Annotated in this window: 12 protein-coding genes; 9 read left to right on the top strand and 3 right to left on the bottom strand. The window is 43.1% G+C overall.

Annotation, left to right across the window (positions count from 1 at the left end; genetic code table 11):
* Positions 1–139: 139 nt before the first annotated feature.
* Positions 140–640, top strand: coding sequence for a peptidoglycan-binding domain-containing protein (locus tag BJP37_RS22010; RefSeq protein WP_075901967.1), 501 nt, complete (start codon positions 140–142; stop codon positions 638–640).
* A gap of 210 nt (positions 641–850) precedes the next feature.
* On the opposite strand, the gene BJP37_RS43795 is transcribed toward BJP37_RS22010, so the two are convergent.
* The gene (locus BJP37_RS43795; RefSeq protein ID WP_269087043.1) at positions 851–982 is read right to left on the bottom strand and encodes a hypothetical protein; all 132 of its coding nucleotides are present in this window, start codon (positions 980–982) and stop codon (positions 851–853) included.
* Positions 983–1107: 125 nt separating this feature from the next.
* Here BJP37_RS43795 and BJP37_RS22005 point away from each other — a divergent pair, with 125 nt between their 5' ends.
* Positions 1108–1572 (top strand): DUF4079 domain-containing protein, encoded by a 465-nt coding sequence (locus BJP37_RS22005; protein WP_075901965.1) that lies wholly within the window; start codon positions 1108–1110, stop codon positions 1570–1572.
* Positions 1573–1749: 177 nt separating this feature from the next.
* On the opposite strand, the gene BJP37_RS22000 is transcribed toward BJP37_RS22005, so the two are convergent.
* Positions 1750–2460, bottom strand: a complete 711-nt coding sequence (locus BJP37_RS22000; RefSeq protein WP_075901963.1) for a DUF1997 domain-containing protein — start codon at positions 2458–2460, stop codon at positions 1750–1752.
* A 485-nt stretch (positions 2461–2945) separates the two neighbouring features.
* Between BJP37_RS22000 and BJP37_RS21995 the strand changes: the two genes are divergently transcribed.
* From BJP37_RS21995 to BJP37_RS21985, 3 genes are all read left to right on the top strand, one after another.
* Positions 2946–3605, top strand: coding sequence for an NAD(P)H-binding protein (locus BJP37_RS21995; protein WP_075901961.1), 660 nt, complete (start codon positions 2946–2948; stop codon positions 3603–3605).
* A gap of 269 nt (positions 3606–3874) precedes the next feature.
* Positions 3875–4459, top strand: a complete 585-nt coding sequence (locus BJP37_RS21990; RefSeq protein ID WP_438941540.1) for a glycoside hydrolase family 24 protein — start codon at positions 3875–3877, stop codon at positions 4457–4459.
* Between the two features lie 674 nt (positions 4460–5133).
* Entirely contained in the window at positions 5134–8112 is a 2979-nt protein-coding gene (locus BJP37_RS21985) for an Ig-like domain-containing protein (protein ID WP_075901959.1), read from the top strand.
* A 133-nt stretch (positions 8113–8245) separates the two neighbouring features.
* Here BJP37_RS21985 and BJP37_RS21980 read toward each other — a convergent pair whose 3' ends face one another.
* The gene (locus BJP37_RS21980) at positions 8246–9484 is read right to left on the bottom strand and encodes an HhoA/HhoB/HtrA family serine endopeptidase (RefSeq protein WP_075901957.1); all 1239 of its coding nucleotides are present in this window, start codon (positions 9482–9484) and stop codon (positions 8246–8248) included.
* 1020 nt (positions 9485–10504) lie between these two features.
* On the opposite strand from BJP37_RS21980, the gene gloB reads away from it, so the two are divergent.
* The 4 genes from gloB (at position 10505) to dnaB (ending at position 14340) form a co-directional block, all read left to right on the top strand.
* Complete coding sequence (gloB, locus tag BJP37_RS21975; protein ID WP_075901955.1) at positions 10505–11278, top strand: hydroxyacylglutathione hydrolase; 774 nt, start codon at positions 10505–10507, stop codon at positions 11276–11278.
* Between the two features lie 137 nt (positions 11279–11415).
* Positions 11416–11961: an EF-hand domain-containing protein gene (locus BJP37_RS21970; protein ID WP_075901953.1), complete on the top strand. Its 546-nt coding sequence runs from the start codon at positions 11416–11418 to the stop codon at positions 11959–11961.
* Positions 11962–12209: 248 nt separating this feature from the next.
* Positions 12210–12668 (top strand): 50S ribosomal protein L9, encoded by a 459-nt coding sequence (gene rplI / locus BJP37_RS21965; RefSeq protein WP_075901951.1) that lies wholly within the window; start codon positions 12210–12212, stop codon positions 12666–12668.
* 325 nt (positions 12669–12993) lie between these two features.
* Positions 12994–14340: a replicative DNA helicase gene (dnaB, locus tag BJP37_RS21960; RefSeq protein WP_075901949.1), complete on the top strand. Its 1347-nt coding sequence runs from the start codon at positions 12994–12996 to the stop codon at positions 14338–14340.
* The last annotated feature ends 469 nt before the right edge of the window (positions 14341–14809 follow it).

The following is a 14809-nucleotide window of genomic DNA, read 5'->3' as shown; positions in this document are numbered from 1 at the left end:
CTACATAGTTACCCAGTGATTCAAATCACGCTTTACTGGCAGAAGGTTAACAACTTATTAAAACTTAAATCACCCCTGCTCAACCTCAGATATTTGATTATGAAGAATGCCAGGAAAAATTTCATCAGGGAAATCTAGCATGACAGCTTTGATTAGTTTGGAAACCTCCCAGACCAGTGCTTGTGTCACTGCTTGGCTCAGAAAACACACCCTTTATCTAGGGTTCATTGGTCTTTATGTGGTAGAATTACAAAGTATGTTGGCTCACCGGGGATATTACTTTGGTCCATTAGATGGTGTGTTTGACACAGAGATTGAATATGCTGTGCAAGGCTACCAGCAAAAGGTATTTCTCAGAGCAACTGGTATTGTAGACCAAAAGACCTGGGAAGCTCTTCTGAGCGGTACTCCGGTCAATATGCCAATTCTACGTCCTGGCAGTTTTGGTGAGGCTGTCAGAAAAGTCCAAGAAGTACTTTGGATTAGTGACTACTATAGCGCTAAGATTGATGGCATCTTCGCTTCCCTGACACTCGAAGCAGTGCAACGCTTCCAACTGGACAAGGGTTTGCTAGGCAATGGTGTAGTTAGTGAACACACCTGGAATGCCTTGAGCGAGATGCCTCGCTATGTCTATTAGGCTATGTCTATTAGTGCGTTAGTCCTGTCGTAAAACATTGATACCAAGTTGCGATCAATCAAAGATATGATCCTTTGAACTATTTAGGGAGTGAGCAGGTGAGCAGGTACTAGATATGAATGCAACTTAGGATGACTAGCGGCGGTTGGGAGAGATGGGGAGCAAGACTTACGGATATGAACGCCAAACTGTAAGCTAACTTCGGTAAGCTTACAGTTCTGTTCCTGTATCTTTCCCCGGAATTGATTTAGCCATCAGTGGCAAGACGCGATCGCTTACCAAACCCATGCCATGGCAACTACCATGCAATGGCAACATTTCTACATCCTTAACAATCCCCAAATTCAGCGACAAGGAGCAGAGCTATAGTACCATATTGTTTAACTGAGTTATTAGCACATTAGACTTGATAACGGCAATTATGTTATGTTAATTTTCATGAAGCTCCTGAAAATTGACATAACATTATGAACCTGCCAGAGTCTGTTAAATTTTGGTCTCAATTCTTCCACCCCTTACTGATGTGGGTGCTCCTAGCGGCAGCCTTCTATGCTCTTTATCTGGGCTTGAAAATCCAAAAGACTAGAACGGCGGAAGGTGACGAAAAGAAAGCGCTAGTTAAGGGTCAATATAATGTTAAGCACCATCTTGTTGGTTCAGCGTTGCTAGCAATGATGGTACTCGGTACCATCGGAGGTATGGCAGTAACCTACATTAACAATGGCAAGTTGTTTTTTGGACCCCATTTGCTGGCTGGTTTAGGCATGACCGGAATTATTGCTACCTCTGCCTCTCTGACACCATTAATGCAGAAAGGTCAAACTTGGGCTCGCTATAGTCACATCGTCCTGAATGTTGCACTCTTGGGACTATTCAGCTGGCAAGCCATCACCGGTATGCAAATTGTCCAGAAGCTTCTTAGCAATCCGTAGATGATTTGATTTATATAGGGGCGTGGTATTTTACCCGCCCTAGGATGGTGTTAGAGTTGGAATAGGCAAAGTTAAACTTTGCTTTTGATTGCTTTTAATTTAGGTATCGAATTTAAGCTCATTGCCTTCGGCTGATAGCTGATAGCTGACCCCTTATAATAAAACTAACTGTAAATTTTACTGCTGTCGTGATTGCTTCGGTATAGGTAGACCATTACTGCTGTGGAAGTCTTCCTGTACCTTGTGGGTTAAACGCCGGGAAACTTGACGCACAACTTGCTGCAAAATTCCGTTGCCTGTGCGTTGAATCAACGACTGAGGTAGTTTCAGAATCGCCTTGGGAAACCACATCTCAACACTCAGGTCAAGATGCCACTCTACGCGGGTTATCGCCGATGGTATGGACTCCGATTCCAGCTGATGCTCTTGAAAATACTCCCTTGCTGGTACTTCTACTAAGGTCTGAGATGCCTGGAAATCAAGCTCATAGCCTGGACTGACGTAATTGGATATGGGAATTGTCCGAATCTGATAGGAATTTTCGTCAAGAGGTACCCATTCCAAACCGATTTTTGGCTCTACCCTATAGCCAAACGCCCCAAAGCTACCAATGGTCAAGATATAGCCATTGTCTGTGAGCAGTTCTACTTTCATAGGATGAGCGCAGCGACAAAACCAATCCTGGTGAGTATTTAGATAGGCACTCACTTGCTCAGCTGAAGCATACATCTCCATACAGTCTTGAAAATGACACTGAAACCGAGTCGGCTCACTACCTGAGTAAGACCCTGATGGAACAATAGGGTCAGTGTTGGCCTTTATAGCAGGAGTATTCAAATCGACCTGTTTTGCCTCAATTGACTGATGGTTAATAAAATGCGATCGCATACATCATCCTCTTCATGTGATTGCCTTGTGACTAGTTCAGAAACTAGTTGAGAGCCTAGTTGAGAAATGTCCATGGGTCGCTCTTGCTGATCCCACTCCTCTGGCTGAGTTAATCAGGAGTCGGACACAAACAAGTTGAGCTATGTAAACAAGTGTAAAGTTTTGGAGCCTGATCTAGCTGGGTGTCTGGTGATGCGAGATCAGTTATGAGATCAGTTATTAGATCACTGACTATAGCGGGTTCTAATTAGATCCACCCACACAGTCTTAGAAGAACACATGACGAAGGAAACTTATACAGAAACTTATACAACCGAGAGGTTGGGGTTTACGGAAGCGATGCAGCGCGGTCTTGGGGGTTACCCCCATGAGCGACTGCATCAAGACAAAATCCAATAATTCTCGATTGAATGGCCTAGTTTAATTTTCACTCAGAATAACTGGTAAACTGGCTAAGCTACTAGGTGAATTGTACGGAAATTGCCATGAAAGCATGTGTAGCTGGAGCAACGGGAGAAACAGGAAAGCGGATTGTACAGGAACTGGTTATGCGTGATATTCCTGTACGGGCTTTAGTGCGAAATTTAGAGTACGCTCAAGAAATATTACCACCAGCTGCAGAATTAGTGATGGGAGATGTGCTCAAACCCGAGAGTATCAGTGCCGCGATCGGAGATAGTACTGTAGTGCTATGCGCCACTGGTGCTCGCCCTAGCTTTGACCCAACCTCACCCTACAAGGTGGATTACGAAGGCACTAAAAATTTAGTAGATGCTGCTAAGCAAAAAGGGGTAGAACACTTTGTATTGGTTTCCTCCCTCTGTGTGTCCCAGTTTTTCCATCCCTTAAATCTATTCTGGCTGATTCTGGTCTGGAAGAAGCAAGCAGAGGAATATATCCAAAAAAGCGGCTTGACCTACACCATTGTGCGACCAGGTGGTCTCAGAAACGAAGACAACTCAGACCCGATTGTTATGTCTGGGGCAGATACTCTATTTGAAGGTAGCATACCTCGCACCAAAGTAGCAGAAGTTTGTGTTGAGGCGCTGTCGGAACCGGAAGCTCGGAATAAAATAGTAGAAGTGGTTAGCTCAGCAGAAGCTCCCGATCAAAGCTGGGAACAGCTATTTTATGACGTGGGTTGAGTCAGTGTTGAGCGTTCGCTCAAGCGCGGAAGCGAAGCTTCCGGAGCGTAGCGTGACGTTCCGTCAATCCCATTTTGTGAACACTATTAAGTTCACAGTATTAACACTAGTAAGGATTAGTCAACTGAGTGTCTTCATCACCCCGGCAGAAGTACGGAAAGTTAAGAGGATTTCCAAATACTTCCTATAAATTTACACTCAAAGGCTTATTTTACAATATTTCAGCCTTAGCGATAGTGAGCTTATTATTGGGGATTTATCTCAGACATGTGTTTAATAGATGGGCTTACTACCCGGTTGAGCGTACGCTATCTGATTATCCTACCAGTATTCACGGCACCCCTCCCTTAGTGATGAGGGGGGGAGATCCTTACATTCGCGCCCTAATGCGTACTATCACCGCTAGTGAAGCTAATGACCGCCAACCCTACACGATTATCTATGGTGGTCAACACGTTTCTGATTTAAGGCGTCATCCTGAAATATGTGTGCCCATAGTCGCTGGTCCTAATGTTGGAAAATGTAGCACAGCAGCGGGACGGTATCAGTTCCTTGATTTTACCTGGAAAGAAAAGGCACAACGCTATCACCCCAGACCCTCAGGCTTTTTGTTTTGGAAGCAGTATAGCTTTGAGCCACACTTCCAGGATGCTGTGGTTCACGATTGGCTCAAGGATAGTAGAGCCTGGGGGATGGATATTCCCAAAGAATTGCGGCAAGGAAATTTAGATAAAGTGTTGCGGCGGTTGTCTGGTACTTGGACAAGTCTAGGTTATGGAATAGAAACCAATAGCATGAGTAAACACTTGCCAAAGGTTTATCAACAGATGCTTGAGGAAGAACTAAACCGCTAATCCTTCATTATCGCATGCTTGCAGAAAATTAACAAATTTTTTTTAAGCAGTTCTTAATTTTGTATTGAGAACTGCTATAAAAAGCAATGACTAAGGGCTAAGGACTAATATAGCGCTACGCTTAGCGTCAGAAGTTAGAACTCAGAAGTCAAAGGTGCGCTTTCCGTTCTCCTACGGAGACGCGGGGCGCGTTTCTCCGTAGGAGACGCTACGCGAACGGCGAATTAAATTCGCCACGGGTCGCACCTAAAAGTAAGCTATGACTAAGTTTCGTAGTTTAGGAGCGATGCAGCGCGGTCATGGGGGAAACCCCCATGACCGCGCTGCATCAAGACAATGTCAAACATCTTAATACGTAGTGCTATAAATAACTATTTTATTAAATTTTACCAGAGCAAAAATTGTCGATAATTATTCCTTTGATAACGCCAAAATTACTTCATTATTATTCACACATTTTTTAATTATACCTAGTATTTATACAAGCTAATTGACTGACAAAATTATCCTTAGCCAAAGATAAAATCAGGGAATAGAATAGGCAAGCTTGTGATGATGAATCCCTAGTCAAGACTGAAAAGCATTCTAGGTCAGATTATCCTGAATTCTATCAGTTAACCCGTATAAGTAGTCAACAGCGATAAATTATAATTATTGTTCAGTAAATAAAAATTATGGTTAAAATTCAAGCTGAAAACTTTGAAAATCGAAACATTTTTGAAATTGAGGATAATAACGAGGCTGAGGGTGGTTCACTAATCAGAATACCCGATGAATTTGGTCCTAATCCCTCCTCTGGTAGTGCTACCACAACCTTTAATTTACCTACTGGTAACTACGAAGTTAGGTTAGGTTACCTGGATGAGTCTGATGGACAAAGCCCCATAAATATCACTATTGGCAATACCGACTTGCCAACATTAACTTTGGATAATGATGGTGATAGTTTTGTCAATGAACAAATTAGCAGTACCGTATTCATCAACAATGGAGACGAAATCACAATTAACGGTACTCGTGATCGCCAGGAATATGCCCGAATTGACTTCATTGAATTCATTCCACTCGATGAGAATCTGATTGCAGTAGATGACACCGCTACCACTCAACAAAATACAGAGGTAAATATTGATGTTTTAGAAAATGACACTGATCTTGACGGAAACAGCACTCTGACCATTGTCACTGATGCCAATAATGGTACTGCAGAAGTGGATGACAATGGCACTCCTGGAGACTTCAGTGATGATTCTGTGATTTACACTCCTGAGGATGGTTTCAGTGGACCTGACAGTTTTACCTATGAGTTAAGCAATGGTCTAACTACTCAAACAGCTACTGTTGACATTGACGTTACTGGTGTTGACGAGAACAGTCTGATTGCAGTAGATGACACCACTACTACTGAAGAAAATACAGCGGTAACCATTGATGTTTTACAAAATGACACTGATATTGACGGAAACGGCACTGTAACCATTCTCAATGATCCCAGCAATGGTACTGCAGTAGTGGATGACAATGGCACTGCTGAAGACTTCACTGATGATTCTGTGATTTACACTCCTGATAATGGTTTCAGTGGAGCTGATAGTTTTACCTATGAGTTAAGCAATGGTCTGCTTACTAAAACGGCTACTGTTGACATTGACGTTACTGCTGCTGTTGATGAGAACAGTCTGATTGCAGTAGATGACACCGCTACTACTGAAGAAAATACAGCGGTAACCATTGATGTTTTACAAAATGACACTGATGTTGACGGAAACGGCACTGTAACCATTCTCAATGATGCCAGCAATGGTACTGCAGTAGTGGATGACAATGGCACTGCTGAAGACTCCACTGATGATTCTGTGATTTACACTCCTGATGATGGTTTCAGTGGAGCTGATAGTTTTACCTATGAGTTAAGCAATGGTCTGATTACTAAGACCGCTACTGTTGACATTGATGTTGCTGCTGCTGTTGACGAGAACAGTCTGATTGCAGTAGATGACACCGCTACTACTGAAGAAAATACAGCGGTAACCATTGATGTTTTACAAAATGACACTGATGTTGACGGAAACGGCACTGTAACCATTCTCAATGATGCCAGCAATGGTACTGCAGTAGTGGATGATAATGGCACTGCTGAAGACTTCACTGATGATTCTGTGATTTACACTCCTGATGATGGTTTCAGTGGAGCTGATAGTTTTACCTATGAGTTAAGCAATGGTCTGATTACTAAGACCGCTACTGTTGACATTGATGTTGCTGCTGCTGTTGACGAGAACAGTCTGATTGCAGTAGATGACACCGCTACTACTGAAGAAAATACAGCGGTAACCATTGATGTTTTACAAAATGACACTGATATTGACGGAAACGGCACTGTAACCATTCTCAATGATCCCAGCAATGGTACTGCAGTAGTGGATGACAATGGCACTGCTGGAGACTTAACTGATGATTTTGTGATTTACACTCCTGATGATGGTTTCAGTGGAGCTGATAGTTTTACCTATGAGTTAAGCAATGGTCTGATTACTAAGACCGCTACTGTTGACATTGATGTTGCTGCTGCTGTTGACGAGAACAGTCTGATTGCAGTAGATGACACCGCTACTACTGAAGAAAATGCAGCGGTAACCATTGATGTTTTAGCAAATGACACTGGTATTAACGGAAACAGCACTCTGACCATTGTTAATGGTCCCAGCAATGGTACTGCAGTAGTGGATGACAATGGCACTGCTGGAGACTTCAGTGATGATTCTGTAATTTACACTCCTAACAATGGCTTTAATGGAGCTGACAGTTTGACCTATGAGTTAAATAATGGTCTGACTACTAAGACGGCTACTGTTGACATTAACGTTACTCCTGTTGAGGATGTTGCCTCTTCTGCGGATATTTTTTGGCGTAATTCTCAGATTGGAAGCAATCTTGCCTGGATCATGAATGGCACTGAGTTGGATCAGTCAAATCCAATTCAAGCGGAATCAGCTGATAGTCCCTGGGAGATGCGTGGTGCTGGAGACTTCGACGGCGATGGGCAAAAGGATATTCTCTGGCGTAATACTAATACCGGAGATGTGAGCTTCTGGCTAATGGAAGGCTCTGAGTTCAAAAGCACAGCATCTAGCAGCCAGGTATCAGACCTCAACTGGGAAATTCGTGGCACGGGAGATTTCGACAGTGATGGAGAAGAAGATATTCTCTGGCGTAATACCAATACCGGAGAAAATGGGGTTTGGTTGATGAATGGTACGCAGCTGGATCAGGGAGTTTCCATTACCAGACAGAATAATGGTGAGAATTTGCTGGTAGCAGAAGACGGTCTATGGCAGATGCAAGGTGCTGGAGATTTAGATAACGATGGTGACGCGGATATTCTGTGGCGTAATACTCAAAACCAAGATGTCTACTACTGGCGCATGGAAGGTAGTGAGTACGTAGAGTCAGTGTTGATTGCCTCACTACCAATCAGCGGTGAGTGGGAAGTTCGTGGTACTATGGACTTTGACAATAATAATTTTGACGATGTCCTCTTGCGTAATGGCACCACTGGACAAAATGAGATCTGGCTGATGAATCAAACGGGGCTGCAGGAGGCAGTAGCCACCCAGTCCTTAACAGGGCAGAGCTGGCAAAGCTATGTCTAATATGCCAATCTGGTTAATTACTCATTAGTCAATAAGTAAGCATTCAGCATTCAGCAGTCAGCTGAATGCTGATGTGATCGAAAGCCTGATAACTAAAGTGATTAACCGAACTTGATTTTAATGCTTTCAACTACTACTTACCAGTGGGAAAAGCACCAGGTCGCACAGTCAATTTGGTATCTCGTTGATTGCGGCGCAACTCTAGGATTAAATCACTACCTACTTTAGTTTTAGCCACAGACTTCTGAACTTCTGTTGCATCTTTGACTGGCTGATCATTGATTTTGCGGATCACATCACCCGCACGCAATCCTGCTTTGGCAGCTGGGGAATTAGGTATTACTTTGGCAATCAATACCCCTTTTTCTTCATCAACCATCAACCCAGCATTGGGATTACTGTTGATCTGTTGTTTAACCTCTGGGGTTAAGGTTACCATCTGGATGCCCAAGTAAGGATGTTCTACTTTACCATCAACAATTAGTTGTTCAGCAATTTCTTCCACCGTATTAATGGGAACGGCAAATCCTAATCCTTGAGCACCCCGAATAATGGCTGTGTTCATGCCAATCACTTCACCGGAGGCATTGAGCAGGGGTCCACCGGAGTTACCAGGGTTAATAGCAGCGTCGGTTTGGATAAATTCCACTCGCTTATCAGGAACACCGACTTGAGAGCTAGAACGACCCGTAGCACTAATGATGCCAGTGGTTACAGTACTATCTAAACCAAGGGGATTACCAATTGCGATCGCCCATTCTCCTGGGGTGAGTTGATCAGAATCACCGAGAGCAACGGTAGGTAAGTTTTCTGCCTCAATCTGGATCACAGCTACATCTGTCAAGGGATCGCTTCCCACTACTGTCCCTTTAAATTGGCGACCATCCTTGAGGATTACATTAACACTATCCGCACTATCGACTACATGGGCATTGGTGAGAATATAACCATCGGTATCGATAATGAAACCTGAACCAGTACCCTGTTCAACTCGCTGTTGGGGTACATCGGGAAATGGAAACCTAAAAAATTCCCGGAACATCGGGTTTCTAAAAGTATCTGGCACTCTACTGGCTACGGTTCTAGAAGCGTTAATCCGCACCACTGCTGGTCCAACTTGTTCTACCACATTGGTGATAAAGTTGGGATTTTGAGTAACTACAGGTTTAGTGCCTGGAAGCCTAGCTGTTTTGTTCTGAGGGACAGTTGCTTGAGGGGATGTGGATTCGGGAACAGAGTTACGTAATGCTACATAACCGCCGGAAAAGCCTAACCCTGCTCCCAGTAACAACAGTGATACATAAGTTCCTGCTTTTTTTAAGGGATTACGGGTGGTGTGATTAGATTTGGGGGTTTGATGGTCTACTAGCATAAGATTCTGTTGACAAAAGGGTAGATCGACTGGGAGACAGTGGGCTTGATAGTGGTTTTGAATCAGTTTCTGAATGACTAGGCTTTGATAATTCAGGATTTACGCACCAAGATTATTAAAACCGGTTTGTTGTTGTCTTGATCCCAAGCGCGAGTGGGGGGGACCCCCGCGTGAAGGCTTAGGTGCACTTTCCGTTCTCCGTAGGAGACGCTATAAATCCAAGGCTGAAATAGGTGTAATCACCTGTATAAAATCGGTTGGCGGCGTAAGTCCTATAATTTAATCTAGACATCTTCTGTTAATTTTCTGTGAGAGCAGTGTTTAACTTAGATTAAAATTATTGAGGGTCTAAACCTGAATACAATTGGCCATACAATTAGCAAGGGAAACCACGCTTTGCTTCGGGGGCTATAGCTGACGGGGCAACGAGGCAGAAATAGTCCCTATCCCAGGGCTATTTCATTCTAAATTGCAATATGTTATGCATTGAGGAGGATACGTCGTTTCAGCCTTCGATAATTCAGGTATGCGATCGCTAAAAGCCTTTAAACTCGTTACCTAGATCCAGAATGAAATAACCCTGGTCCCTATCCAATATGATCATTAGTCTAGCGCATTCGCCTAGTCATGGAGGTTGACAATACTACTAATCTGTGATGGGTTAACCGAACATGCATACACTTCTAAGATGAAATAGTGTCACAAATGCTACTTATAGTGACTTGGTAATGGATAATAGGTAATTGGTGATTTGCTAACTATTACTGATTACCTATGACTTGTGTTCAAAGGTAAATTTGTTCAGATAATTTTGGTTTAAGGACACGAAAATTATTGGAGGTTTATCCAAGAAGTTCCTATTTAAGATTAGGTTTAATAAGAAAGATAAAGTTGGTAAATTGCTCAACAAATACCTAAGGATAAAAATTAATCAAGTAAGGTATAATATACCTAGCATCTGTTGTTGATAAAAAACTAAAAACTATAAATTATTGTAAGTTAAACAGATGGTGTTAAACTATGCAGATTTATCGACTTCCAGCCCTTTCTGACAACTATATCTTCTTATTACACGACCCCAAGCAGAATATTGCTGCTGTTGTTGATCCAGCAGAGGCTAAACCGGTGATACAGCGTCTGAAAGAACTGGATGCCGAATTAGTGGCTATTTTCAACACTCACCATCACATGGATCATGTGGGGGGAAATAGACAGTTGATGCAGCAGTTTCCAGATGTGTGTGTATATGGGGGAGCTGAAGACCGGGGTCGGATTCCTGGTCAACAGGTGTTTTTAAACGAATGCGATCGCGTCGAGTTTGGTGATCGCCTTGCTCAAGTCTTTTTCGTTCCCGGACACACCAGAGGACATATTGCCTACTACTTTCCCCCAGTAGTCCCTGGTGAAACCGGTGAACTCTTCTGTGGCGACACCCTATTTGCGGGCGGCTGTGGCAGACTATTTGAAGGAACACCAGGCCAAATGGTAGAATCCATGAGCAAGCTAAGGGATTTACCAGATAATACACGAGTATGGTGTGCTCATGAATACACCCTGAAAAATATCCAATTTGCCCTGAGTGTCGATGGTGAAAACCCGGACTTACAAGAGAGATTTGCCCAAGTCCAAAAGGCGCGTCATCGTAAAGAGGCAACGGTACCCTCCGAGTTAGGGGTTGAAAAGCACACCAATCCATTTTTACGTTGGGAAGACCCTGCCCTACAGTCGGCTGTTCAAGCAAAAGAACCGGTTAAGACATTTGCACGGTTACGGGAGATGAGAGACCGATTCTAACATTATTGATAAAGCCTTGATCAAAAGCCTTGATCAAGGGACATATTTCCTTGAGAATATGCCCCTTGATTAGTTGGATTATAATCAAGTTTGACTTAATAAATTTAGTTAATCCAATTGAGCAATAGAAAAAAAACATGCTTAGGGAATTGCAGCAGAGAAAATTGACCAGGTTGTTTAACCTGTACGATCAGCAAACAAATGGTATTTTAACCCAAGCCGATTTTGAACGTATTACTGATAACCTTGCTGCGATCAGGGGTTGGACACCGGGCTCGCCATATTATGACAATCTTCTTGCTATTTACATGAGGATTTGGAATGGCGTGCAGAAATTTACCGACCAGAATCAAGACCAGCAAGTGACCTTGGATGAATGGTTGACTTATCACGAAAATGTACTGAGTGACACCGACGGGAATGAAGCAGTAGTCAATGCTAAAGCGGCAGGGATTATTTTCCTATTGGATTCTGATAAAGACGATAAAGTTACTCTGGAAGAATACCGACAATTTTTTCAGGCTTACGGTATTGACGACAGTCAAATTGAAGAAATTTTTGGACGCTTCGATCAGAACAATGATGGTTACATTGACAAACAAGAGATATTAGATCTAGTTACCGAATTCTATTACAGTCAAGATCCAGAGGCTCCAGGAAACTGGATTTTCGGTTCCTACTGATGATTTAGGTTTGCCTATTGGCGGATATGTTATCCCCGAAAGGGTTTAAAAAGTGTTTTAATTGACACCGAGCCCTCAGGAATCAGCAATCAGCAATCAGCCCTCAACCCTCAGCACTCAGCACTCAGCACTCAGCACTCAGCACTCAGCACTCAGCACTCAGTTGCGATCGCTTACAAATTGTCGTAAGATGGAATGTTTGTCGAAGCATTATCCTTCACTATAAACTATACCCGAAATTAAACACTATGGTAAAACGTGTACAAGTCGTTTTAAGCAAAGACGTTCACAAACTCGGAAAAGACGGTGATCTAGTAGAGGTAGCTCCCGGCTATGCTCGCAATTATCTCATTCCCCAAGGAATTGCAGTCAGAGCTACCTCTGGTGTTCTCAAGCAAGTTGAGCGGCGCAGAGAGCAAGAACGGCAGCGTATCCTCGAAATCAAGCGACAAGCTGAGTCCATGAAGACTGCTCTACAAACCATTAGCCGCTTTACTATCTCGAAGCAGTTGGGCGAAGATAATGCTATCTTCGGTACTGTTACCAGCCAAGATTTGGCAGATGCCATCCAAGAGTCTACTGGCAAAGAAATAGACCGCCGAGGTATAACTATACCGGAGATTAGTCAACTTGGTTTCTATAATGCAGAAATTAAGCTTCATCCAGAAGTTACAGCCACTGTAGAAATTCATGTTGTTCCCAAATAAGTTAATTAATAGTTTGTTTAGTTTGTTGAGAGTTGACTGTTGATTGTATCATCCTGTCAACTCTCAATTAAACAACAGGTGCGACCCGTGATGGCGAGGTATTGCTCGCCATCACGGAAAGCGCACCTGAGGTGCTTAATTTGTTCAGATTGTATTAGTCAGGCTTTAGCTGTTCGCGTAGCTTGCGCGTAGCGCATTAGCTAATAGCACCTCAAGTAGCATGGGCTTTGGCTTCGACGCTGGGACATAGCGCATTAGCTGATAGCTGATAGCTGATAGCTGATAGCTGACCTTTACCCTGAACTCAATAGACGACTAGTTGACTATGACTCAAAAACCAGATTTTTCAGCGTTTGGTAACTCTATACCACCCCAAAATATTGATGCCGAAGAGTCTATTATCGGAGGCATTTTATTAGACCCGGAAGCCATGGGTCGAATTGGTGATTTCCTGAATCCAAAAGCCTTCTACGTCCGGATTCACCAAACCATTTACGAAGCTGCTTTATTACTTTATAGCCAGGGTAAACCGACGGATTTGATGAGTGTTACTACCTGGCTTTATGACAATGACTTATTAGAGAAAGTTGGGGGTCAAGCTAAGTTAGCTCAGCTAGTTGAACAGACGGTTTCAGCGGTCAATATTGACAGGTTCGCTAAGTTAGTGATGGACAAGTACCTGCGCCGTCAGCTAATCGAAGCCGGTAACGAGATTTTTAAGTTGGGTTATGAGACATCCTTGGAATTGGAAACGGTCCTTGACCAAGCGGAACAGAAAATTTTCAGTCTCACCCAATTGCGTCCTCAGCAAGGTCTAATCCCGATTTCTGAAACCCTAGTTCAAACGTTCCAAGATATAGAAAATCGTAATCAGGGTATTGATTTGCCTGGTATTCCATCAGACTTCTATGATTTGGACGCCCAAATTGGGGGGTTAAGTCCGTCTGACTTAATTATCATTGCTGGTAGACCATCAATGGGAAAAACTAGCTTAGCCTTAGGAATTGCTCGTAACGTAGCTGAAAAATTGCCAGTGGCGATTTTTAGCTTGGAAATGTCAAGAGAACAACTAGTGCAGCGGTTGTTAGCTAGTGAAGCGAAAATTGACAGTAACTTTCTCAGAGCTGGGCGCATTGCTCAAAATCAGTGGGCACCCTTGAGCGAAGCAATCGGTATGTTATCAGAGTTGCCTATTTATATTGATGATACCGCTAACCAGACTGTGATGCAAATGCGATCGCATGCTCGTCGTCTTCAAGCAGCCCAAGGGAGCCCATTGGGGTTAATTTTAATCGATTACTTACAGTTAATGGAAGGCAGTGGTAGTGAAAATCGAGTTCAGGAGTTGTCTCGGATTACTCGCTCTCTGAAAGGATTAGCTCGGGAACTGAAAGTCCCAGTGGTTGCGCTGTCTCAGTTAAGTCGAGCTGTGGAATCTCGCACCAACAAACGACCCATGATGTCGGATTTGAGAGAATCGGGTTCTATCGAACAGGACTCGGATTTAATCATGATGCTCTATAGGGATTCTTATTATAACCCAGATTCACCAGATGGAGATACGGCAGAAGTCATTATTGTTAAAAATCGTAATGGTCCGACAGGAACGGTGAAACTTATCTTTAAACCTGGGTTAACCAAGTTCCTGAATATGGCAAATCAAAGAGTGTAACCTACCACAACTGAGGCGTAAGCATATGCGCTATGCGCACGCTGCGCGAACAGCTATCAGCCATCAGCCATCAGCTAATGCGCTAATTGAGGTGCTACTTGATGTGCTTATGGGCGATTAGGAAGCTACGGAACTTTTGAATCAAACAAGTAAGCAAAAGTTTAATCTGAGTTATGAAAAGCTGACTGCTGACCGCTGACGGCTGTTCGCGTAGCGTGCGCGTAGCGCATAGGCTTACACTGAGGGTTATTTTGGAATTATTATAGGTCAAAAATTAACGTTATTTTATCTAACGTTATTTACAGGACATAGATTTAATCAAATACTATTTAATCGAATGATTGAGTTCTGCACTTTAGTTTTGTACCCAGGTTTTATTAATCTTTTGTAACAAAAATGCGATGCTATTTCTAGTGTTATTATGTTAACTAAAACTCCCAATCAGCAAGAAGTCACTAACTGGGAGCAA

It is taken from the genome of Moorena bouillonii PNG (assembly GCF_001942495.1).
GTDB lineage: Bacteria > Cyanobacteriota > Cyanobacteriia > Cyanobacteriales > Coleofasciculaceae > Moorena > Moorena bouillonii.
Note: the sequence above shows the minus strand (reverse complement) of the source record. Positions and strands in the feature narration are given on the sequence as shown.

Excerpts from the sequence above, each read along its gene's own strand:
- BJP37_RS21985 (WP_075901959.1), top strand. The coding sequence starts at position 5,134 with ATGGTTAAAATTCAAGCTGAAAACTTTGAAAATCGAAACATTTTTGAA.
- BJP37_RS21970 (WP_075901953.1), top strand. The coding sequence starts at position 11,416 with ATGCTTAGGGAATTGCAGCAGAGAAAATTGACCAGGTTGTTTAACCTG.
- BJP37_RS22000 (WP_075901963.1), bottom strand. The coding sequence starts at position 2,460 with ATGCGATCGCATTTTATTAACCATCAGTCAATTGAGGCAAAACAGGTC.
- gloB (WP_075901955.1), top strand. The coding sequence starts at position 10,505 with ATGCAGATTTATCGACTTCCAGCCCTTTCTGACAACTATATCTTCTTA.
- BJP37_RS22005 (WP_075901965.1), top strand. The coding sequence starts at position 1,108 with ATGAACCTGCCAGAGTCTGTTAAATTTTGGTCTCAATTCTTCCACCCC.
- rplI (WP_075901951.1), top strand. The coding sequence starts at position 12,210 with ATGGTAAAACGTGTACAAGTCGTTTTAAGCAAAGACGTTCACAAACTC.
- dnaB (WP_075901949.1), top strand. The coding sequence starts at position 12,994 with ATGACTCAAAAACCAGATTTTTCAGCGTTTGGTAACTCTATACCACCC.
- BJP37_RS21995 (WP_075901961.1), top strand. The coding sequence starts at position 2,946 with ATGAAAGCATGTGTAGCTGGAGCAACGGGAGAAACAGGAAAGCGGATT.
- BJP37_RS22010 (WP_075901967.1), top strand. The coding sequence starts at position 140 with ATGACAGCTTTGATTAGTTTGGAAACCTCCCAGACCAGTGCTTGTGTC.
- BJP37_RS21980 (WP_075901957.1), bottom strand. The coding sequence starts at position 9,484 with ATGCTAGTAGACCATCAAACCCCCAAATCTAATCACACCACCCGTAAT.